At 68.1% G+C, this 19,936-nt stretch carries 22 protein-coding genes; 13 read left to right on the forward strand and 9 right to left on the reverse strand.

Features of this window, described 5'->3' with window-relative positions; all coding sequences use genetic code 11:
- The first annotated feature begins 52 nt into the window (after positions 1 to 52).
- A complete protein-coding gene (locus H7694_RS00195; RefSeq protein ID WP_193597597.1) occupies positions 53 to 1,420 on the forward strand; it encodes a hypothetical protein in 1,368 nt (455 codons plus the stop codon).
- An 84-nt stretch (positions 1,421 to 1,504) separates the two neighbouring features.
- On the opposite strand, the gene H7694_RS00200 is transcribed toward H7694_RS00195, so the two are convergent.
- Positions 1,505 to 3,631, reverse strand: coding sequence for a DUF262 domain-containing protein (locus tag H7694_RS00200; protein ID WP_193597598.1), 2,127 nt, complete (start codon positions 3,629 to 3,631; stop codon positions 1,505 to 1,507).
- Positions 3,632 to 3,777: 146 nt separating this feature from the next.
- On the opposite strand from H7694_RS00200, the gene H7694_RS00205 reads away from it, so the two are divergent.
- Positions 3,778 to 4,167, forward strand: coding sequence for a DUF2510 domain-containing protein (locus H7694_RS00205; protein WP_193597599.1), 390 nt, complete (start codon positions 3,778 to 3,780; stop codon positions 4,165 to 4,167).
- Between the two features lie 54 nt (positions 4,168 to 4,221).
- Here the strand turns inward: H7694_RS00205 and H7694_RS17765 are convergent, their stop codons facing one another.
- Together H7694_RS17765 and H7694_RS00210 are read right to left on the reverse strand one after the other, a co-directional pair.
- Complete coding sequence (locus tag H7694_RS17765; protein ID WP_264674909.1) at positions 4,222 to 4,356, reverse strand: hypothetical protein; 135 nt, start codon at positions 4,354 to 4,356, stop codon at positions 4,222 to 4,224.
- 78 nt (positions 4,357 to 4,434) lie between these two features.
- A complete protein-coding gene (locus H7694_RS00210) occupies positions 4,435 to 5,931 on the reverse strand; it encodes a SulP family inorganic anion transporter (RefSeq protein ID WP_193597600.1) in 1,497 nt (498 codons plus the stop codon).
- Between the two features lie 61 nt (positions 5,932 to 5,992).
- Between H7694_RS00210 and H7694_RS00215 the strand changes: the two genes are divergently transcribed.
- Complete coding sequence (locus tag H7694_RS00215; RefSeq protein ID WP_193597601.1) at positions 5,993 to 6,493, forward strand: nucleotidyltransferase domain-containing protein; 501 nt, start codon at positions 5,993 to 5,995, stop codon at positions 6,491 to 6,493.
- Positions 6,490 to 6,828, forward strand: coding sequence for a DUF86 domain-containing protein (locus tag H7694_RS00220; protein WP_193597602.1), 339 nt, complete (start codon positions 6,490 to 6,492; stop codon positions 6,826 to 6,828). Before H7694_RS00215 ends, H7694_RS00220 begins: the two co-directional genes overlap by 4 nt.
- A gap of 6 nt (positions 6,829 to 6,834) precedes the next feature.
- Here the strand turns inward: H7694_RS00220 and H7694_RS00225 are convergent, their stop codons facing one another.
- Positions 6,835 to 8,580 (reverse strand): DUF6398 domain-containing protein, encoded by a 1,746-nt coding sequence (locus H7694_RS00225; protein ID WP_193597603.1) that lies wholly within the window; start codon positions 8,578 to 8,580, stop codon positions 6,835 to 6,837.
- Between the two features lie 204 nt (positions 8,581 to 8,784).
- Here H7694_RS00225 and H7694_RS00230 point away from each other — a divergent pair, with 204 nt between their 5' ends.
- From H7694_RS00230 to panB, 4 genes are read left to right on the forward strand one after another with little or no spacing between them, the layout of a single operon-like run.
- The gene (locus tag H7694_RS00230; RefSeq protein ID WP_193597604.1) at positions 8,785 to 9,564 is read left to right on the forward strand and encodes a Rossmann-like and DUF2520 domain-containing protein; all 780 of its coding nucleotides are present in this window, start codon (positions 8,785 to 8,787) and stop codon (positions 9,562 to 9,564) included.
- Entirely contained in the window at positions 9,561 to 10,427 is an 867-nt protein-coding gene (gene panC, locus H7694_RS00235) for a pantoate--beta-alanine ligase (RefSeq protein WP_193597605.1), read from the forward strand. Before H7694_RS00230 ends, panC begins: the two co-directional genes overlap by 4 nt.
- Positions 10,427 to 10,819, forward strand: a complete 393-nt coding sequence (panD, locus tag H7694_RS00240) for an aspartate 1-decarboxylase (protein WP_193597606.1) — start codon at positions 10,427 to 10,429, stop codon at positions 10,817 to 10,819. Before panC ends, panD begins: the two co-directional genes overlap by 1 nt.
- The gene (gene panB, locus H7694_RS00245; protein WP_193597607.1) at positions 10,816 to 11,682 is read left to right on the forward strand and encodes a 3-methyl-2-oxobutanoate hydroxymethyltransferase; all 867 of its coding nucleotides are present in this window, start codon (positions 10,816 to 10,818) and stop codon (positions 11,680 to 11,682) included. The genes panD and panB overlap by 4 nt, the downstream gene beginning before the upstream one ends.
- Before the next feature lie 164 nt (positions 11,683 to 11,846).
- On the opposite strand, the gene H7694_RS00250 is transcribed toward panB, so the two are convergent.
- Together H7694_RS00250 and H7694_RS00255 are read right to left on the reverse strand one after the other, a co-directional pair.
- The gene (locus tag H7694_RS00250) at positions 11,847 to 12,239 is read right to left on the reverse strand and encodes a type II toxin-antitoxin system VapC family toxin (protein ID WP_193597608.1); all 393 of its coding nucleotides are present in this window, start codon (positions 12,237 to 12,239) and stop codon (positions 11,847 to 11,849) included.
- Positions 12,236 to 12,469, reverse strand: a complete 234-nt coding sequence (locus H7694_RS00255) for a FitA-like ribbon-helix-helix domain-containing protein (RefSeq protein ID WP_227468199.1) — start codon at positions 12,467 to 12,469, stop codon at positions 12,236 to 12,238. The genes H7694_RS00250 and H7694_RS00255 overlap by 4 nt, the downstream gene beginning before the upstream one ends.
- A 376-nt stretch (positions 12,470 to 12,845) precedes the next feature.
- On the opposite strand from H7694_RS00255, the gene H7694_RS00260 reads away from it, so the two are divergent.
- From H7694_RS00260 to H7694_RS00280, 5 genes are all read left to right on the forward strand, one after another.
- On the forward strand, positions 12,846 to 13,412 hold the full coding sequence (locus tag H7694_RS00260) for a PadR family transcriptional regulator (RefSeq protein WP_193597610.1): 567 nt from the start codon (positions 12,846 to 12,848) through the stop codon (positions 13,410 to 13,412).
- A 79-nt stretch (positions 13,413 to 13,491) separates the two neighbouring features.
- Positions 13,492 to 15,153 carry an ABC1 kinase family protein gene (locus H7694_RS00265; RefSeq protein WP_193597611.1) on the forward strand — a complete coding sequence of 554 codons (1,662 nt, stop codon included), beginning with the start codon at positions 13,492 to 13,494 and terminating at the stop codon, positions 15,151 to 15,153.
- Positions 15,154 to 15,281: 128 nt separating this feature from the next.
- Complete coding sequence (locus H7694_RS00270; RefSeq protein ID WP_193597612.1) at positions 15,282 to 15,704, forward strand: ArsR/SmtB family transcription factor; 423 nt, start codon at positions 15,282 to 15,284, stop codon at positions 15,702 to 15,704.
- Between the two features lies 1 nt (position 15,705).
- Positions 15,706 to 16,695 carry an SRPBCC family protein gene (locus H7694_RS00275; protein WP_193597613.1) on the forward strand — a complete coding sequence of 330 codons (990 nt, stop codon included), beginning with the start codon at positions 15,706 to 15,708 and terminating at the stop codon, positions 16,693 to 16,695.
- Positions 16,696 to 16,841: 146 nt separating this feature from the next.
- The gene (locus H7694_RS00280; protein ID WP_193597614.1) at positions 16,842 to 17,876 is read left to right on the forward strand and encodes a mechanosensitive ion channel family protein; all 1,035 of its coding nucleotides are present in this window, start codon (positions 16,842 to 16,844) and stop codon (positions 17,874 to 17,876) included.
- A gap of 154 nt (positions 17,877 to 18,030) precedes the next feature.
- Here the strand turns inward: H7694_RS00280 and H7694_RS00285 are convergent, their stop codons facing one another.
- From H7694_RS00285 to H7694_RS00295, 3 genes are all read right to left on the reverse strand, one after another.
- Positions 18,031 to 18,327: a DUF503 domain-containing protein gene (locus H7694_RS00285; RefSeq protein ID WP_193597615.1), complete on the reverse strand. Its 297-nt coding sequence runs from the start codon at positions 18,325 to 18,327 to the stop codon at positions 18,031 to 18,033.
- Positions 18,328 to 18,396: 69 nt separating this feature from the next.
- A complete protein-coding gene (locus H7694_RS00290; RefSeq protein ID WP_193597616.1) occupies positions 18,397 to 19,071 on the reverse strand; it encodes a hypothetical protein in 675 nt (224 codons plus the stop codon).
- Between the two features lie 85 nt (positions 19,072 to 19,156).
- Positions 19,157 to 19,921 (reverse strand): ribonuclease H family protein, encoded by a 765-nt coding sequence (locus tag H7694_RS00295; protein WP_193597617.1) that lies wholly within the window; start codon positions 19,919 to 19,921, stop codon positions 19,157 to 19,159.
- Between the last annotated feature and the right edge of the window lie 15 nt (positions 19,922 to 19,936).

The raw sequence follows: 19,936 nt of genomic DNA on the forward strand, positions 1-19,936 counted from the left end.
CAGAGAAGGTGGGCTCGAGGGGTGTCCGAGCCCGGAAGGTGAGCAGGTGACCATGAGTAGCGAACTCGAGCTGGTGGCTGACGAAGAGGGTCTGGCTGTCGTCGGCAATGCGACCGATGTGGAACGGTTCTTCCTTTCCGCAGGCTTGGATCGCCTCCCCTCGCGTGATCTCGACGTCCAGCGCCTTCGATCCCTCACCAACACCGCGGGTGCCGCGGTCGGCGTCGCAGGAGATGTCGCGGCGAACTCGGGACGCTGGGTCAAGCTCACTGCGGACTCCGCCAAAGCGATGCACGACTTCGGGCTGATGGCTGTCAAGGATGGCCCTCCCGGCGTTCGCCACGCGATGATCGGCCAGCCGGGCGAGGTGGGCAGATGGTTGCAGATCGATCAGGCCTCGACGATGCTCCTCAGCGGGCCGTTCGCACTCACGGCCTTGTCGACGATGATGCAGCAGCGCGCGATGCAGGAGCAGATGGATGCCATCGTCGAGTACCTGCAGGAGGTGAGCGAGAAGCTCGACGACGTTCTGCGCGCGCAGAAGGATGCCGTGCTGGCCGACATGATCGGCGTCGACCTCGTCATCGAAGAGGCACTCACCGTACGCGACCGCGTCGGACGCGTTTCGGACGTGACGTGGTCGAAGGTGCAGGGCACGAGCATGACACTCGCCCGAACCCAGGCGTATGCACTCCGCCAGCTCGATGCGATCGCCGAGAAGCTTGCGTCCAAGGCGGATCTCGGTGAGGTCGCGAAGGCGACGCGCGATGCAGAGCCGCGGGTGCGCGAGTGGCTCGCGGTGCTGGCTCGCACCTTCCAGCTGCAGGAGGGCACCTCGATACTCGAACTGGACCGAGTGCTCGATGGGGCGCCCGAAGATCTCGAGAGTCACCGCGCAGGATTGCGGGCCGCGCGGGAAAAGCGGTTGGAGCTGATCGCGCGTACGACGGGAACGCTTCTGGCTCAGATGGAAGCGACAGTTCAACGTGCGAACGGGAAGGTTCTTCTGAACCCGTTCGATGCGCCGGCTGCCGTCAAGTCGAGCAACAGCGTCGCAGTCCGTGTGATCGAGTTGCGTGGTCGTCTCGGGATCGAGGGCGATCACGATGCCAGAGACGCGAAGCGCTGGCGTCAGGCAGCCGCCGAGGCCGGTGAACGAGTGCTGGCCACCGCAACCGAAGGTGCAAACGCGGCGTCGCGCTTCGGGAGCACGACGATCGACCGGGCGACCGAAGCATTCCGTGCGGTCGACATCGACGGCGACGGAGTGCCCGACAAGCCTCGTGCCGCCGCGGCCGCAGAGGAGGCGGGTGCGGCGATCAAGGGCGCGGCAGGTGGTGTTGCGAGCGCGTTCGGCACGTTGTTCGGGCGCAAACAGGCCGGCGCACCGGAAGCCGCCGAGGAGCCGGATCAAAGTTGAATGCTGTCGCGCCCAGCGTTCAAGCTAGCCATTTCGTCGCCTGAGGCGGGTCAGTTGCTCTGCGTCCAGCCCTAGCAGCGACCGTCACAGCGATGAGAGCGTCGAGGGGTCTTCGGCGGGAACAGCATTCTGGAACTCCGCACGTACATCTCGAAGCCGCCGTCCGTCGGCCACGGCCCAGAAGTACCAACCGTTGGTCGAACGCTGGCGGAGTGCCCGTCCTGCGGCGGATGGTGACTCGTATTGTTTGCCAGCGAGATCGATAGCCCCGCTGGACGTGATCGTTCCTTCGCGGCCACGGTAATCGCGATGTGTGGCGATGACCTTGTCGCCCGGTGCGAGCAGGCCAGCCTCGATGAGATGCTTCAGCTCGACCCAATCGCCAGCCTTCGTCTGAGGGTCGACGACCTTTCCATGGTGTCCGTGCGGCACGGGCCAGACTCGGAGCAGTGCATCGATCAGACTCGTCGTTCGTTCCTTGATCAACTCTTCGTCCCACGCGTGAGACTCGGTGCGCTTGATCACGCGACCGGTGAGGGTGATCGTGTTGTGGTTCTGCAGGGCAGATCGTTTCGACTCCCAGGGGCCGTTCGAAACCTTCGAGTTGAGCGACGTGGTCAGAAGCGTGAGATTTCCAAGCAGATGTACGTGTGCTTGTCTAGCTTCGGCTTCCTCAGACGTTCCGACCGGCCAGGTGTCCTTCCAATTCCGAGGAAGCAGATGCTCGATCGGGTAGCCCTTGCGCTCGATCTGCGGTTGTCCGGTCTCTGAGCGGAAGTTGTCCTCGGCGGCTTCCAAAAGCATCCGGAGCCGGCCTCGGGGAAACCGGGTGTACGCCGCTTCCGTCGTCAGTGTCTGGCGGATCTCCTCGTCACCCGGCCAGTACGTGCTGGTGACGTTGAGTCGGGCAAGTTGACCTGTCACCCTCTCCGCTAGTTCCTCCGCCGGCGCGTCGGTGTTCGCTGCGATGAGGTCAGCCACGATGCGGCCGAGGTCGCCGCTCGTCAGACGCAGGAGCTGGCGGCGCACCATCCAGCTCTCGGCCGCGCGAATGATCGCCGAAATCGTTGTGGATGAATACGCTCTGCCAGGCTCGTGCAGCCAGATCAGCAGAGGTTTGAGGAGCTCGACGCCGCCGGCCTGCATCCGATAGACCGCCATCTCCGTTCGATCGAGACTTCCACCGGGCCGGCTTGCGGCCTCAGTCCATGCCTCGTACTGCTGCGCTTGCTGCTTCAACACTGGAAGCATCTCGGCCATCCGCTGGTTCGACTCGAGCTCGACGTATGACTTGAACCGGGTGAACGTCGATTGAGGGCTGATCTCCTCGCCGGTTCGGGCGACAAGCCACTGGTTGAGGAACAGCGAGCTGCGGCTGATGAGGTTGCGGCCGACGCTCACGTCTTTCATCCAGAACTTCGTCTCGAATGGCCAGTCTTCACGGTACGCCTTCTCGGTGTCACCACCCTCCGCGGCGAGACGCTGGAAGACGAAGTTGCGAACGAGGTCCGCGGCCGTGAGTGGAGTGCCGCGAGCGTTGAGCGTCTCGAAGATCTCCTGCGAGTTCTCCGAGGCCGCGAGCTCGATTGACACCAGCTGGAGGCCATCGAGAAGAACGCTCGTGAGCTCCTTGGCTTTCGATTCGTAGGCGTCCGAGCCAGTCTTGCCGAGCCACTGCTCAACGACCCGCGAGAAATAGGCGTGTGCTCGCACGATCTGCGAATCTGCGTGCTTCAGATCACCGTGATCTACGGGCGGCTCCGCAGTCATGACCTCATCGAAGGCGTCTCTGTCCTTGTTCAGGTGGCGTACCTTCAGACGACCCTCGCCGTCCTCGACGTAGACGTCGTCATTATGTGTGAGCCGTTCGAGCTGCCCCGCGAGCCGCATCTCGCCTGCTTCGGCGAACAGGGCGCAGGTGGCATCTGCAAGAAGCTGCAACGTCGTCAACCGCTGCTGGCCGTCGATCACGTTCCAAATCGTGTATCGCTTGCTTTGAGCTTCGTGAGACTGAATGACCACCGCACCCAAGAAGTGGGTCGCGTTCATGTGGGGCTCTGCGATGCGGATCTCGGCTACTCGACGAACATCGTTCCACAGCGGCTCCCACTGCTCGCTCTCCTTCCACACATACGGCCGCTGGAACAGCGGAATCATGAAGTTCTGCGGAAGATTGAAGAGCTGCAGAGGGGTTCGCTTGAATGTCTCCACGATTTCATCCTGCCCCAAATATGCCGTCGGGTGTTGAGCGCGGGTCACTGCAGAGCGTGCAGACTGACATCGGCGTTTACTCGGCGGGTTTGCCGCTACGGTGACGTTCAAGTCGGCCGCGATCGGCGGCCGCGGGAGGGGAAGTCATGAGCGACGCACAGGCCGGTTGGTACGACGACGGATCCGGCGCGATGCGGTGGTGGGACGGGCAGCAGTGGACCGACCAAGTGCAGCCGCCCGCAGCGCAGGAGCCCGGGATCGAGGGGATGATCAACCGCGTCAAGGCGGATGCCGAAGCGGGCGCCCAGCCGCGGCCGGCGCCGCAGGGCATGAGCTACGTGGTGCTGCAGGTCGTGCTCAAAGAGAAGTTCTGGGGTTCGGGCTCGGGCAACCTCACCGAGCTCGAGAAGGTCATCAACAAGCAGGCGGCACTCGGCTACCGGCTGCACACGATCACCACCGCGTCTTCCGGCACGACCGGGTTCGGCGGTGGCGATCGCATCCAGGCGACGATGGTGTTCGAGAAGCTGACCTGATCGCTCAGGGAACCGGCGGATAGTCCTCGTTGCGGCCCTGCTCCTCGGCGGCGATCAGAGATCCTCTGTCTGCTCGTCGAGCGTCGGGGCGCGATCGTCAGGGTGCTCCTCGTCAGCATCCTGACTCAGATCGGGGTCGGTGCCGTCGGGCTCGAGCGGGTCGGTGGGGAACGGGGTGGGATCGGTCATGGGGTGCCTCCTGTCGGTGGGTCACCAGAGTCGCATCCGGAGGCGCAATCGGGGAAGAGGTTGACAACGGCAGCCGAATCAGTCGAAGCGGCCCGACAATCGTCCGTGGAAGGTCCCGCTCGCGTCGTTCATCCCGACGATCTCCACGGTCTTGCCGTGCGCGGCGTACTTCGTCTCGATGGCATCCAACGCGGCGACGGTCGACGCATCCCACACGTGCGACCCGGTGAGGTCGATCACGACGCGAGCAGGGTCGTCAACGTAAGAGAACAACGTCGTCAGGTCGTTGCTCGACGCGAAGAACAACTCGCCCTCCACGACGTACCGCGCCACCCCGTCCGTCACCGTCCTTGTCACGTTGACGAAGTGCGCGACCCGGCGCACGAACAGCACCGAGGCGACCAGCACCCCTCCGACCACGCCGATCGCCAGGTTGTGCGTCAGCAGCACGAGCACGACGGTCGACACCATGACGAACGTCTCGCTCTTCGGCATCCGCTTCAGCGTCGACGGCCGCACGCTGTGCCAGTCGAACGCGCCGATCGCGACCATGATCATCACGGCGACCAGCGCGGCCATCGGGATGGTCGCGACGAAGTCGCCGAACACGACGACCAGCAGAAACAGGAAGACACCGGCGCAGAACGTCGAGATGCGGGTGCGGGCGCCCGACTCCTTCACGTTGATCATGGTCTGGCCGATCACGGCGCATCCGCCCATGCCGCCGAACGCACCCGACAGGATGTTCGCGACTCCCTGCGCCCACGCCTCGCGCCCCTTGCGCGAGTGCGTGTCGGTGATCTCGTCGACGAGCTTCGCGGTGAGCAGCGACTCCATCAGTCCCACCAGCGCCACCCCGAGCGCGAACGGCGCGATGATCGAGAACGTCTCCCACGTGAGCGGCACGTCGGGCACGAACAGCGACGGCAGGCTCTCGGGCAGCTCGCCCTGATCGCCCACCGTCGGCACCGTGATCGCGAACGCCAGCACCACGCCGGTGACGATCACCACCGACACGAGCGGCGCCGGGATCACCTTCGTGATCCTGGGCATCACGATCATCACCGCGATGCCCAGCGCCACCAGCGGATACACCAGCCACGGCACATCGATCAGCTGCGGGAACTGCGAGCTGAACACGAAGATCGCCAGCGCGTTCACGAACCCGACCATCACGCTGCGCGGAATGAACCGCATCAGCTTCGCGACCCCGAGCACCCCGAGGATCACCTGGAACACCCCCGCCAGGATCACCGTCGCGATGAAGTAGTCGAGGCCGTACGTGGGCGCCACCGGCGCGATCACCAGCGCCACCGCCCCGGTCGCCGCGGTCACCATCGCCGGCCGCCCGCCGAGGAAGGCGATCGACACCGCCATGATGAACGACGAGAACAGTCCGACCTTCGGGTCGACGCCCGCGATCACCGAGAACGCGATCGCCTCGGGGATCAGCGCGAGACCCACGACGAGCCCGGCGAGCACCTCGCGGGTCAGCATCCGCGGGCTCTTCAGCGCCGTCAGCACAGAAGGGTTCGCGCGGTAGCGGGCGCGGTCGTCGACGGTCGTTGCAGACATGGGGATGGCTCCAGGGGGGAAGATTCCTCGAGAAAGAGGCAGAGCATCCAGAGTAGAGCGGATGCCGCAGCTGTACACTTTTCTGTACAGGAGGTGCGTCATGGATGTGATGCCGGTCGCCGAGGCCCGTGCAGGCCTGTCGAGGCTGCTCGCCGACTTCCGTGCGCAGGACGATCTCGAGGTCGTCGTGATCGGATCTCACCGCCGGCCCGAGGCGGCGCTCGTGCCGTACCGCCAGTACCTCGCGCTCAGCGAACATCCGGAACGGCCGCAGGCGGACCTCGCCCGACTGCGCGAACTGAAACCGGTCATCGAACGGCTGGCGGCGGCATCTCGGCTTGCCGACGTGCGGGTGTACGGCTCCGTCGCGCTGGGCGAGCAGACCGCCGGCAGCGACGTCGACCTGCTCGTCACGCCCGCCGACGACGCGACGCTGTTCGACATCGCGCAGTTCGAACTCGACCTCGAACTCATCCTCGGCGTTCCCGTCTCCGCGGTGTCCGCACGCGGTCTGGATGCAGAGCGCGACGAGGCGATCCTGCGCGACGCGGTTGCCCTGTGAACGATCCTGACCGCATCGCATGCTGGCTCGCCGATCTTGAGTCGACGCTTCAGCAGGCCGCCCGGCTTGCCGAGCGAGGGCCTGAGGATTTTGAGCATGACGCGGCGCTGCCGCTGGCATTCGAAGCGCTCGTGAACCGCGTCGGGGATCTCGCGAAGCGCCTGGTCGCGGCCGACCGCGATCGCTTCGCCGATCCCCTCTGGCGTGCGGCCGCGAGAACGCGCGACTTCGTCGTGCATCACGACGACCGCATCGACACCGATCTGCTCTGGCAGACCGTGTCGGTGAGTTTCCCTCAGCTGGCCGAGCTGGTGCGCGCTCAGCGCGACAGCTGACCCTGCTCAGTCCTCTTCGAGAGAGGAGCGCAGCCGATCCCGCTGTGCGACCAGCTCGGCACGCTCGGCGGCAATCAGCAGGGTCGCGTCCCCCAGCGGATAGCCGGCATCCAGCCAGTCGCGGTACTTGATGCCCAGCGCCCGCAGCAGCCCCGTCGCCCGATCGTTGGGCGGGTTCTTCACGCCCAGGAATGCGACCATGTCCTTGATCGTGAACGTGGGCCGCGTGCGCGCGTGCGTGCTGAACTGGTCGTTGGCATGCCCGACGATGAAGCAGATCGCCGCCGCGGTGTTGACCGCCTTGCCGCGCACGATCGTGTGAGGGTCTGTCACGGCGATCTGAGCGAGCATCCGCCGGGCAGCCGTGCGCAGCTCCACATTCTGGAAGAACTCCATGCACACGCGGTCGAGAAGCTCGTCGATCTGCGCGGCGGCTTCGCGCGCGGCGGCGGGAATCGCCGCCAGCGCGAGGGGCTCGTCGGGCAGTGGTGTGTCGTCGAGTTCGTCCAGCACCCTGAACCCGCCGACCCGTGCGGCCGTGTCACGAAGAAGGAAGTCATCGAAACCGTCAACGTCCGACGAGTCGCTCAGGGTGCGGATCGCCTCGTCCGCCAACGCACGGATCGCGTCATCGGATGCGGCGCCGAGAACTGGACGCCGCGTCGCACCGCCGGTGATCTGCTGCCGGAACTGCGGCGCGTACTCGTCGACCGCCCCCAGCGCCTCGTCGGTGTAGACCGACGGGATGCTGCGCTCGGCATGGGCGAACCGCACCACCCGCCGGATGGCGTCGGGCATCCCGCGCAGATACTTCTGGCTGGCGAGCATCTTGCGGGGCAGCAGATCGACGAGCATGATCTCGACGACGACGGCGCTCCAGTGCAGCGGGTCGGCGCGGCCGTAGTTCGACGCGAACGAGAAGAGCGTGGCCACGCGGTCGAGGGTGTCCGAGTCGGCGCCCTCCGCGAACGGTGAACCGGCGAAATCGTCCAGGATGCCGCGCAGCGCGGCATCCGTCCATTCCGTTCTCTCGTAACCCTCGCCGCCTTCGGGCATCAGCCGGATCATCCACTGCAGCAGCGGCCTGGCGCCCGGCCAGCCGTCGTTCTCGAACGGATCCAGCAGCCGGCTCTCGTTCAGCAGCACCTCTTCGAGCCGTGCGCGGGCGTCTTCGAGCAGCAGCTCGGTCATCGTGGTGTCGGGCACGCTCTGACGCTCGCTGAAGCCGATCAGCTCGCCGATCGGCTGATCGACGGTGTAGCCGTCCTTCGGAATCGTGCCCATGTTGTGGTCGATGTACAGCACGATCGTGAACGAGCGGCCGGGCGTCTCGACGCCGATGAACAGGTTGTCACCGTCGTCGAGCACGTGCGAGATCTGCACGGCGCGCGTCGGCCGCACCTCGTCGAGATGGTGCAGCCACCGTGGCAGCGGATGCCGGCGACTCCGCACCTCGCGCCGGATGCGGTCGCCGGCGGCCTCGTCGCCGAGCATGTGCGCCCACACCAGCAGCAGCGCGTCGGTCTCGCGTTCGCCGACGTCCAACAGCATCTCGATGAATCCGTCACGGGCGACCGGCTTCTCGCGCACCGGGCGACCCGTCACCTGCGCGCGCAGGTCGGCGATCGGGTCGGTCTCCGTCGCCACCGCGAGCATGCTCGCGGCATCCAGCAGCGCGAGCGGATGCGGGTCGCGAATCGCTCCTCGCAGTCCGTTCATCAGGGCGTCCGGGCTCGGAGCAGGAGAGTGCATTGGTCCAGGCTATTGGGTTGAGGATGCCGGATGCGACGGTGGGTGCAGGTCGAACCTGGACCTGGTTCGAAAACGTCTGGAAATCGATTAGCCAAGCGACACAGTGATTATGACGCCATTTCATCTAATGGATGAATGTGTAAGCTGCGCGATCTGCTCTGCGATTTGGTGGGGTGGATGCCGCGGGCGGATACTCATCGCGGAATGAGCACCTCGCCCGCACCCCTCGCAACGTCTATCGCCATCGTCGGCGCCGGTCGTCTCGGCGGCGTGCTCGCCGCCGCCCTGCGGCACGCCGGGCTCGAGGTGCGCGGCCCGTTCGGCAGAGGTGACAACCTCCCGGCATCCGACGTGGTGCTGCTCTGCGTCCCGGATGCCGAGATCGCCACCGCCGCGAAGACGGCCCGTCCGCAGACGCGACTGCTCGGCCATGTCTCCGGGGTCACGCCGCTCGACGACGTCGACTTCAGCATCCACCCGCTGCAGACCTTCACCGGCACCGAGACTGCCGACGCGTTCCACGGGATCGGCGCGGCCATCGCGGGTCGCACGGCCGAAGCCCGGGCGACCGCCGAGAGCATCGCACGCGTGCTGGGCGCGCGGCCCTTCGCAGTGGACGACGCCCACCGCGCCGGCTATCACGCGGCCGCATCGATCGCCTCCAACCTCGTGCTCGCCGTGCTCGACGCCGCCGAGCAGGTCGCCCGCGCCGCCGGCATCCGCCCCGATGAGTCGCGCGAGCTGCTCGCCCCGCTCGTGGGCCGCACCGTCGACAACTGGGTGCGCACCGGCGCGCGACAGGCGCTGACCGGACCGATCGCCCGCGGCGACGAGGCGACCGTGCACCGCCAGCGCAACGCCGTCGCGGCCGCCGACCCCGCACTCCTTCCGCTCTTCGACGAGCTCTGCGCGAGCACCCGAGTCCTCGCCCGGCGCGAGCCGGCGACCGTCGCCGCCCCGACCAGCACGGAGGCCCGCGCATGAGGATCATCCGCACCATCGACGGCATCCGCACCGCCGTCACCGAGGCGCGCGCCGCCCGCCGCAGCGTCGGCCTGGTCCCCACCATGGGCGCGTTCCACGACGGGCACCTCTCCCTCATGCGCGCGGCCCGCGCGGACAACGACCTCGTCGTCGTCTCGCTGTTCGTCAACCCCACCCAGTTCGGCCCGAGCGAGGACCTCGCCGCCTACCCGCGCGACGAGGCCCGCGATGCGGCGCTCGCCGAGCAGCAGGGCGTCGACATCCTGTTCGCCCCGGAACCTGCCGAGATCTACCCCGACGGCTTCGCCACCAGCATCCACGTCTCCGGCATCACCGAGGTGCTCGACGGTGCAAGTCGCGGCGCGTTCCACTTCGACGGGGTCGCGACGGTCGTCGCGAAGCTGTTCGGCATCGTCGCGCCCGACATCGCCTACTTCGGGCAGAAGGATGCCCAGCAGGTGATGGTCGTGCGGCAGGTCGTGCGCGACCTGAACCTGCCCGTCCGCATCGAGGCGTGCCCGATCGTGCGCGAGCCCGACGGCCTCGCGATGAGCTCGCGCAACGTCTACCTCGACGCGGATGCCCGGCAGCAGGCCACGGCCCTGAACCGCGCCCTGGATGCGGCATCCGACCTGCACGTTGCAGGGGAGCGGGATGCGGCGACGATCCTCGAGGCCGCACGCCGCGTGCTGCTGCACGCCGGCATCCGCCCCGACTACCTCGAACTGCGCTCGAACGACGACCTGACCCCGCTCGAGCACGTCGACCGCGACGCACTGCTGGCCGTGGCGGCACGGGTGGGCGCTGCGCGCCTGATCGACAACCACATCCTGACCACTCGCGATGAGAGAGGCACCCGCTGATGCGACGCACCATGCTGAAGTCGAAGATCCACCGGGCCACCATCACCGGCAGCGACCTGAACTACGTCGGCTCGATCACGATCGACGCCGACCTGCTCGATGCCGCCGACATCCTCGAACACGAGCAGGTGCACGTCGTCGACGTCGACAACGGCTCGCGCTTCGAGACCTACACGATCGCCGGCGAACGCGGCTCGGGCGTCATCCAGGTCAACGGCGCCGCCGCGCGCCTGGTGCACTCCGGCGACACGATCATCGTCATCTCCTATGGCGAGTACTCCCGTAAAGACCTCGAGAGCTACCAGCCGACCGTCGTGCACGTCGACCGCGCCAACGCGATCATCCAGGTCGACGACGCCGTCGATCAGCTGCTCACCGAGGGTGCGCGGTGAGTGTCGCAGGCACCGTGCGGCCCCTCGCGCTGGGAGATCTCGCGGCGAAGAAGGATGCCGGTGAGCCGATCGTCATGATCACCGCCTACGACCACCCGAGCGCCCGGATCGTCGAGGAGGCCGGGGTCGACATGGTGCTGGTCGGCGACTCCGCGGCCATGACCGTGCTCGGCTACTCGTCGACGGTGCCGGTCACGATCGACGAGATGCTGATGCTCACGCGCGCCGTCCGCCGCGGGTTGACGCGCCCGCTGCTGGTCGGTGACCTGCCGTTCGGCTCGTACGAGGCATCCGATGAGCTCGCCGTCGCGACCGCGCAGCGCTTCGTCAAAGAGGCCGGCTGCGACCTGGTCAAGATCGAACGGGGCGGCACAACGGTCGACCGGGCGCGCGCGATCGTCGCCGCCGGCATCCCGGTCGTCGGCCACGTCGGCCTCACCCCGCAGACCGCCACGGCGCTCGGCGGATATCGCGCCCAGGGGCGCACCGCCGAGGCGGCGCTCGCGATGATCGACGACGCGCTCGCCCTGCAGGATGCCGGCTGCGCCCTGCTGGTCGTCGAGGCCGTGCCGGCCGAGGTCACGGCTCTGCTGGTGGAGCGCCTGACCATCCCGGTGATCGGGATCGGGGCGGGAGCGGATGCCGACGGCCAGGTGCTCGTGCTGCACGACCTGCTCGGCATCTACGACGGGCCGGCCGCGAAGTTCGTCAAGCGCTACGCCGACCTGCGCGGTGCCGCGCTCGCCGGGGTGGAGGAGTACGCGCGGGAGGTGCGGTCGGGTGCGTATCCCGCGGCCGAGCACGGGTACGGGATGCCGTCGGCTGAGGTGGCGCGGCTTCAGGAGCTGCTCGCCGGGCGGTGAGGTGCGTTCTGTGTCGTTAGCGCTCGTGCGCTTCGCGCCTGCGCTTCCGGGCCCGTGCGCTTCGCGCGGAGATATGCGCTTGCCGCGGACGAATTCCGGGATTCCGTCCGCGCGAAGCGCAGAAGTCCGCGGCAGGTGCTCGGGCCGTCGAGGCGCAGTCGTACTCAGAGCACGACGACGTCGATCGATCCGTGTTCCTGCGCTGCTTTCGCGAGTCTCTTGTCGTAGGTGAGCAGCGGGCACCCGAAGGCCTCGGCAAGGGCGACGTAACTCGCGTCGTATGCCGAGAAGTTGTGACGGAGCGTCATCACCCTCGGTATGAGCGTGAGCGACGGATGCAGGTCGATGCGGAGCTTGAGGAGCAAGTGAGTGGCTCTGTCGAGGTGACCGTCTGCGAGCTTGCCGCCCAGGTTCAGCCCGCGGAGGCCGGATGCCGCCTCGATCGGCAGGAAATCAGGTGCGAGCAATCGCTCGCCGATCAGGCGGGACTGCAGGCTGGTCACCCGTCCCGTGTCGGCGACGAAGTCGATGATGACGGATGCATCGACGACGATCATCGTCCTTCGCGTCCCTCGTGGATCGCGCTGATGATGTCGTCCGGGCTGATCCTCGGCTGGGCAGGCTGCTGCTGGATCTCCTCGATCAGCTCTGTGAGCGTCGGCTTCCCCGCCATCTCGGTCAGCTCCGCTGTGAGGTACTGCTGCAGCGACTGTCCACGCGCCTCGGCCCGGGCGGTGAGCACGGAGTGCACCGCCGGGTCGAGGTTCCTGATCAGCACGTTCGGCATGCTTACAGTATGCATGCAACTGCTCCTCCCGTCATCGGCATCCGGGTTCCCACTCTGACCGGAGGTCCCGACGTCGGGGCGCTGCTGCGACCGAAACGGTGGAGAAGTCGTCCGCGACTGCGTCTGTGTAGACAGAACGGCATCCGTGTTCCCATCCGTCCAAGTCGCAATCCGTCCCGGTATCCGGCGGTCGAAGCGGGACGGATCGTGATCTGGACGACGAACGACGGCGCTTTCCGGGACGGATCGCGACCCAGAGCCCGACAAGCCAATCCGCAAGCAAACCGTGAACCCGCGAACGTCTCTTGCCCAACGACACTCAACGACATATCGTTAACCACCATTCGTCGTTCAGTCTGAGGTCTGAGGAGGCATCATGAACGGATCATTCCCGTCCGGTGGTTTCGGTTTCGGTTCGAGCGGCGGCACGGGCAATCCGCTCGCCGGCGTCTGGGAGGCGATGGATCAGCTGCGCACCGCCTTCGACCCGCGCCCCAACGCCACCCGCGTCTCGCGCGGCGACGTGCGCGCCGCCGTGCTCGCGCTGCTCGCCGAGGAGCCCATGCACGGCTACCAGATCATCCGCGAGATCGAAGAGCGCAGCGGCGGATCGTGGAAGCCCAGCGCCGGATCGGTCTACCCGACCCTGCAGCTGCTGGCCGACGAGGGCCTGATCGACGCCGAGGAGCAGAACGGCCGCAAGACCTACTCGCTCACCGAGGCCGGTCGCGAGGCCACCGCGGATGCCGACGGAAAGCCCGCTCCGTGGGAGGCATCCGCCTCCCGCAGCGGCTCGCACACGGCGTTGCCCAAGGCCGGCGCCGAGCTCGCCGGCGTCGCCGCGCAGGTCGCGCGGTCGGGCTCGCCCGAGCAGGTGCAGGCCGCCGTCGAGGTGCTGGCCGACGCCCGACGTAGGCTGTACTCGATCCTCGCCGAGAAGTAACACGGATGCCGGCGATCCGGGCCTCCCGTCCCATGCGGGAGGTCCGGCGGATCAGTCCGCTCCGAGACCAGGGGGAACGGTGAGAACAGGCCCGCATCGCGCCCGTTATCGCCGCATCCTGCTCTTCGCCGGGCGCGCGCTGACGCAGATCTGGTGGTTCGATCTGCTGCTGCCGCGTCTCGGCCTCGCGGGAGTCGCGGATCGCACCCGGGATGCCCGGATGCTGGCGCTCGCCCGCCGGTTCCGTGAGCTCGCGGTGGAGCTGGGCGGCCTGATGATCAAGGTCGGGCAGTTCCTCTCCTCCCGGCTCGACGTGCTGCCGCCCGAGATCACGGCCGAGCTGGCCGGCCTGCAGGACGAGGTGCCCGCGGTGCCGTTCGACAGCATCCGGATCGTCGCCGAGGCGGAACTCGGGATGCCGCTCGAGCGCGCCTACGCCTCATTCGACCCGGTGCCCGTAGCTGCGGCATCCCTCGGTCAGGCGCATCGCGCCGTGCTCTCCGAGACGGACGCCGCCGAGACCGGGCTTGATCGTGTCGTCGTCAAGGTGCAGCGTCCCGGCATCGACGAGATCGTCGCGGTCGACCTCGCGGCGCTGCGGCGGGTGGCGGGGTGGCTGCGGCGGGTGCGCATCGTCTCGGATCGCGTGGACGCGCCGGCGCTGGTCGAGGAGTTCGCGCAGACCTGCTCAGAAGAGATCGACTACCTGCATGAGGCGGCCAGCGCCGAGCGGTTCGACGAGGCGTTCGCCGCCGACTCGCGCGTGGACGCGCCGGCGGTCGTCTGGGAGCGCACCACCCGGCGCGTGCTCACCCTCGAAGACGTCACGGCCATCAAGATCAACGACACCGATGCTCTGCGCGCCGCCGGGATCGACCCGGCCGAGGTGGCGCAGGTGTTCGCCGAGGTCATGCTCGACCAGGTCTTCTCGCACTCGTTCGTGCATGCCGATCCGCATCCCGGCAACATCTTCGTCACCCCCGCGCCTGCCACCACGCGAGGCTGGCGGCTCACCTTCATCGACTTCGGGATGATGGCCGAGGTGCCCGACGCGCTGCGCGACGGGCTGCGGTCGCTGATCATCGCGGTCGCCGCGCGCGACAGCCGGGGGCTGGTGGATGCCGCTCAGCAGATCGGCGTGCTGCTGCCCTCGGCGAACACGAGCGAGCTCGAGCGGGCGCTCGCCGCCCTGTTCGCCCGCTTCGGCGGCATGGGCTTCAACGAGCTGCGCCACGTCGACCCGCGCGAGCTGCGCGAGTTCGGCACCGAGTTCGGCGAGACCATGCGGGCGCTGCCGGTGCAGTTCCCCGAGAAGCTGCTGCTGCTCATGCGCGCCGTCTCGCTCACCTCGGGCATGTGCAGCTCGCTCGATCCCAGTTTCAACATCTGGGAGCCGGTCGAGCCGTACGCTGCCCGGCTGCTGCGCGATGCGACCGGCGGGCTGGTGCGGGATGCCAGCCGGCAGGTGGTCGCGAACGCCGGCATCCTGTGGCGCCTGCCCGACCGCATCGAATCGACCCTCAACCGGCTCGACAACGGCGCCCTCACCTTCGACACCTCGCGCCTGGAGCGCCGCCTCGACATGATCATCGATATCGCCCGCCGGGCGATCTCGGCGGTGCTGTTCGGCGGGATGCTCATCGGCGGCATCCTGCTGCTCGGCCCGGTACCCTGGCTCGGCGTGACCCTCATGTCGGCATCCGCTCTGCCGCTGCTGCACGCGATCTTCGCCCGGCGCTGACGCGCCGCACTCCCCCCGAGAATTGCGCTGCCGACCGGGACAGCTGCTGCCGGGGTGATCCTCACGCGGCAGAGCAATTCTCGCGGGTCGGTTGACACCGGCATACTCCCGTCGTAACGTACAACCAAATGGTTGTACGAAGTGAACTCAGCGAAGCGGAGATCGACCGTGTGTTCCATGCACTGGCGACGTCGACCCGGCGTGACATCCTGCGCCGGACGATCGAGCGTGAGCAGTCGGTATCCGAGCTCGCCCGCGACTACGAGATGTCGTTCGCCGCGGTCCAGAAGCACGTGGCCGTCCTCGAAGAGGCACGGCTCATCGTCAAGCGCGCCGAGGGACGCGAGCGGCTCGTCCGCGCGAACCCCGAGATGATCGCCCGCGCACGGGCGCTCCTCGCCCGATACGAAGAGCTCTGGCGGTCGCGCATCGCCCGGCTCGACGACCTGCTGGCACGCCCGTCGAGCGACTCGGCCGCGCCGCCGGCATCCGAGAACACCGACACATCGACAAGCTCAGCCACCCATGCTGACAACGATCAAGGAGCCTGAAATGCCTGTCACCGACATCGCCACCGACACCGAGAACCTGACGATGACCGTCACCGCCGAGTTCGACGCTCCCATCGAGCGGCTCTGGGAGGTGTACTCCGACCCGCGCCAGCTCGAGCGCTTCTGGGGCCCTCCCAGCTGGCCCGCCACCTTCCGCAGCTGGCACCACAGCGTCGGCGGGCGCGCCCACTACTCGATGACCGGGCCGCGCGGCGAGAAGTCGCACGGCTACTGGGAGTTCCTCAGCATCGAGCAGCCCTACCGCTTCTCGGTGCTCGACGGCTTCACCGACGAGCACGGCGAGCCCAGCAGCACGCTGCCGTCGATGCGAATGGACTTCGTCTTCGAATCCAGCGGCGAGGGCACACGCATGGTGAACACCACCGTCTTCGATTCGCTCGTCGCGCTCGAGCAGGTCATCGCGATGGGCGTGATCGAGGGCACCCGCCAGGCGATGTCGCAGATCGACGCCGTGCTGCGCGACCTGCGCGAGTACGCCCAGGGCAAGGGCACCCGCGTCGAGCTGCTCGACGACACGCACGTGCGCATCACCCGGCTCGTCGAGGGTCCGCGCGAACTGGTCTGGCGCGCCCACACCGAACCCGACCTGATCCGGCAGTGGATGCTCGGGCCCGACGGGTGGGAGATGACCGAGTGTGAGGTCGGCCTTGCCGCCGGCGACCGCTACCGCACCTCGTGGGCGCCGGTCGGCGACACCGAGGGTGAGCCGTTCGGCTTCGAGGGTGAGACACTGCTCGTCGACGCCCCGCGTCGCGCGGTGCAGCTCGAGCGGATGCAGGGCACCGACGGCCCCGATGTGCTCAACGACCTGAACCTCTATGAGGAGGACGGCGCCACCCTGGTCACCGTGCTCATGGAGTTCCCCGACCGGGAGACCCGCGACGCGATCCTCGGCACCGGCATGGCCGACGGCATGGAGGCGTCGTACCAGCGGCTGGAGTCCGCGGTGCTCGCTGGCCAGCCGTCGTAACTCCGCAGAAACCGGCCGGTCCGCGCGCGGATCGGCCGGTCTCGGGCGTCCGGGGCGGGGGCAGCGCCGGCGATCGGCGCCCGCCGGTCAGCATCCAGAAAGCCGCCGTACACGGGGCTCGGAGCCGCCGCACGTAGGGTGGGGCCATGGCTTTCGAATGGAACTCGTGGATCGGAACCATCGCCCTGATCGCCCTCGCGGTCGTGCTCGCCGCCGCCGCGGTGCTGGTGACGCAGCTGATCGCCTCGCTCGTGGCGCGCCGCGTGCCCTGGGTGCGCGACCTGGCCCACCGGGTGCGCAACGCCCTGTGGGTGAGCGCGGTCGTCGTGGCGGTGTGGATCGCCTGCGCGCTCACCGGCCCCGGCGAAGAGGGATGGTGGCCGGTCGTCTCGCGGCTGTTCCTCATCGTCACGATCATGGCCGGCGCCTGGCTGCTCGCCGCGTTCGTCTCGTTCGGCTTCGAGTCGATGATGTCGCGCGAGCACGGCCTGCTCATCGGTGCGGAAGGACGCCGGCGCCGGACGCAGCTGCTCGTCATCCACCGCCTCGCGCTCGTGATCATCGGCGTCATCGCGGTCGGCGCGGCGCTGTTCAGCTTCCCCGAGATGCGCGCGGTCGGCACCAGCATCCTCGCCTCCGCCGGAATCGTCAGCATCATCGCCGGCCTCGCGGCGCAGTCGATCCTCGGCAACCTCATCGCCGGCATCCAGATCGCCTTCACCGACGCGATCCGGGTCGGCGACGTCGTCGTCATCGAGGGCGAATGGGGGCGGATCGGCGAGATCAACCTGTCGTACGTCGTCGTCTACATCTGGGACGAACGCCGCCTCGTGCTGCCGTGCAGCTACTTCACCACCAACCCGATCGAGACGTGGACGCGTCGCTCGGACCTCATCCTCGGCACCGTGTACATGGACCTCGACTGGCGGGTGCCGATGGATGCCGTGCGCGAGCGCTTCCAGCAGCTCATCGAGGCGTCGCCGGCCTGGGACCGCCGCAGCTCCAGCGTCGCGGTGACGGATGCCCAGGGCGGCCACGTCACCGTGCGCTTCGTGATGTCCGCGAAGGACTCGGACGACCAGTGGACGCTGCGCTGCGACGTGCGCGAGGGCATCATGACCTGGCTGCAGCAGGAGCACCCGGAGGCGCTGCCGCGCACCCGGGTGACGATGGGGGAGTGAGCTGACAGGTGTGGGTTGCTGAGCCTGTCGAAGCACCCGTCCCGAACCCGCTGGGGCCCTTCGAGAGCCTCAGGGACCCAGCGGGGCGAGCGTGCTTGCGATGCTGGGGCCCTTCGAGAACCTCAGGGACCCAGCGGGCTTAGGGGCCCAGCAGTCAGTCGTCGCTGGAGTGCAGGCCGCGGCGGGCGGAGAGCACGGTGACCTCGGGATGCCCGTCGACCAGCATCCGCTCGGCCTCGTCGAGCACGTCGCGCACGTGCGAGGCGTGCGTGGCGACCACCGACACCCCGATCGCGGTGCGGCGATGCAGATCCTGCGCGCCGACCTCGGCGGCGGACGCCTCGGTGCGCCGGGCGAGCTCCGAGATGATGGGCCGGATCACACTCCGCTTCTGCTTGAGCGAGTGCACGTCGCCCAGCAGCACATCGAACTCGATCCAGCCGATCCACACGTCGTCAGTCTCGCACCGCTCCACCAGCCACACCAGCGCGGCCACATCAGCGCCGGGCCACGCCCGCTGTCACACCAGCGCGGGCAGCTCCTCGCGGCGATCCTGGAACGCGATGGTCGCGAACACCCCGATCAGCAGCACCAGCTCGAAGGCGTTCGTGATCGCCCCGCTCGGCACCGGCACGGGGACGGCGCTGCCGACGATGAGCACGAGCGTCGCCAGCGTCAGCCACGCCCACCGCTGACGCACCCACGCGCACACCCCGGCGACGAGCAGCGCGACGGCGACGACCAGCACCATGAGCGGTGGGCCCTCGGGAGCGTTCGCGTTCGCGTAACTGAGCGCACCATATTCGTGCTCGGGCACCAGTCTCATCGGCGCGGCGCCGACGACGATCTCGTAAACCATCAGCGCCAGCGTGACCACAGCCGCCGCGAGCACCGCCCACACGTTCGCCAGCCAGCGGATGCCGCTGCGCGCCATCACATGCCAGGCGACCATGACCAGCAGCGGAGTGAGCAGCGCGTGCAGCCAGTAGCGCGCGCCGTTCAGCGCCTGCAGGACGCCGCCCTCGCCGATGAGCGCTCCGATGCTCAGCACGGCGTTGTCGTAGACGAGCCCCAACACCACGAGCAGCGCCAGATCGCTGACGATCAGCTCGCCGCGGCGCACCGCGATGGCGATTCCCCAGAGAAGCAGTCCGAAGTGCGCGGCCGCGAAGAACAGGAACAGTACCGAGTCCATGGTGGCCTCCCACTCGCAGACGTTGCCGTGGGATTGCGCCGGTGACCAGGGGGTTGCGCTGGGCCGCTGTGATCTGGGAGTGCGCTCAGATCAGGCGGCGCAGCGCCTCCTCCAGCGAGACGCCCTGCGCCTCGGCACGGTCGCGCAAGCGGGCGTGCTCGGCGGCGGTGAGAGAGATGCGCAGATCGACGGGAGCGGATACCGTGGCATCATCCAGCCCGTCGAGCAGATCGGATGCCTCCGCCCAGAGCGTCGCCGGCGCGGCAGCGCGCGGCGCAGCGCCATCGGATGACCCCGCACCCTCGGATGACCCCGAACCACCGGATGCCGCACCGGACTCGGCCTGCACAGCCATCGCCCCGGCCAGCACCGCCCCGCCGTCGGATGCCGACGAGAACCCGGGTCCGCGGCGCGGCTCCTGCTTCTGCTGATATGCCTTGGCGGCGCTGTTCGCCCGCTCGTCGGCGGCCTCGTTGAGCGGGTGCCCGGCGTGCCCCTTCACCCAGGAGAACTCCACGTCGCGCCCGCGCAGCGCCTCGTCGATGCCCTCGAGCAGTTCGCGGTTCAGCACGGGCCCGCCGTCGGACTTGCGCCACCCGCGGCGCTTCCATCCCGGCATCCACTTGGTCACCGAATCGATCACGTACCGGCTGTCGCATTCGATGATGAGCTTCTCGTCGATGCCCGCGGTGGCCCGCAGCAGTTCGAGCACCGCCTGCAGCTCGCCCTGGTTGTTCGTGCCGTGCGGCGATCCGCCGGCCGCCCAGCGGTCGTCGTCGATGTACCAGGCCCAGCCGTTCGGCCCGGGGTTGCCGAGGGCGGAGCCGTCTGCGGCGGCGGTGATCGTCATCCCTCCACCGTACGG

The sequence above is a fragment of the Microbacterium sp. YJN-G genome (genome assembly GCF_015040615.1).
Classification (GTDB): domain Bacteria; phylum Actinomycetota; class Actinomycetes; order Actinomycetales; family Microbacteriaceae; genus Microbacterium.

Bases quoted from the DNA above. Each gene is read 5' to 3' on its own strand.
- H7694_RS00195 (WP_193597597.1), top strand. From the start codon at position 53: ATGAGTAGCGAACTCGAGCTGGTGGCTGACGAAGAGGGTCTGGCTGTC.
- H7694_RS00205 (WP_193597599.1), top strand. From the start codon at position 3,778: ATGAGCGACGCACAGGCCGGTTGGTACGACGACGGATCCGGCGCGATG.
- H7694_RS17765 (WP_264674909.1), bottom strand. From the start codon at position 4,356: ATGACCGATCCCACCCCGTTCCCCACCGACCCGCTCGAGCCCGACGGC.
- H7694_RS00210 (WP_193597600.1), bottom strand. From the start codon at position 5,931: ATGTCTGCAACGACCGTCGACGACCGCGCCCGCTACCGCGCGAACCCT.
- H7694_RS00215 (WP_193597601.1), top strand. From the start codon at position 5,993: ATGCCGCAGCTGTACACTTTTCTGTACAGGAGGTGCGTCATGGATGTG.
- H7694_RS00225 (WP_193597603.1), bottom strand. From the start codon at position 8,580: ATGCACTCTCCTGCTCCGAGCCCGGACGCCCTGATGAACGGACTGCGA.
- H7694_RS00230 (WP_193597604.1), top strand. From the start codon at position 8,785: ATGAGCACCTCGCCCGCACCCCTCGCAACGTCTATCGCCATCGTCGGC.
- panC (WP_193597605.1), top strand. From the start codon at position 9,561: ATGAGGATCATCCGCACCATCGACGGCATCCGCACCGCCGTCACCGAG.
- panD (WP_193597606.1), top strand. From the start codon at position 10,427: ATGCGACGCACCATGCTGAAGTCGAAGATCCACCGGGCCACCATCACC.
- H7694_RS00250 (WP_193597608.1), bottom strand. From the start codon at position 12,239: ATGATCGTCGTCGATGCATCCGTCATCATCGACTTCGTCGCCGACACG.
- H7694_RS00255 (WP_227468199.1), bottom strand. From the start codon at position 12,469: ATGCCGAACGTGCTGATCAGGAACCTCGACCCGGCGGTGCACTCCGTG.
- H7694_RS00260 (WP_193597610.1), top strand. From the start codon at position 12,846: ATGAACGGATCATTCCCGTCCGGTGGTTTCGGTTTCGGTTCGAGCGGC.
- H7694_RS00270 (WP_193597612.1), top strand. From the start codon at position 15,282: ATGGTTGTACGAAGTGAACTCAGCGAAGCGGAGATCGACCGTGTGTTC.
- H7694_RS00275 (WP_193597613.1), top strand. From the start codon at position 15,706: ATGCCTGTCACCGACATCGCCACCGACACCGAGAACCTGACGATGACC.
- H7694_RS00280 (WP_193597614.1), top strand. From the start codon at position 16,842: ATGGCTTTCGAATGGAACTCGTGGATCGGAACCATCGCCCTGATCGCC.
- H7694_RS00290 (WP_193597616.1), bottom strand. From the start codon at position 19,071: ATGGACTCGGTACTGTTCCTGTTCTTCGCGGCCGCGCACTTCGGACTG.
- H7694_RS00295 (WP_193597617.1), bottom strand. From the start codon at position 19,921: ATGACGATCACCGCCGCCGCAGACGGCTCCGCCCTCGGCAACCCCGGG.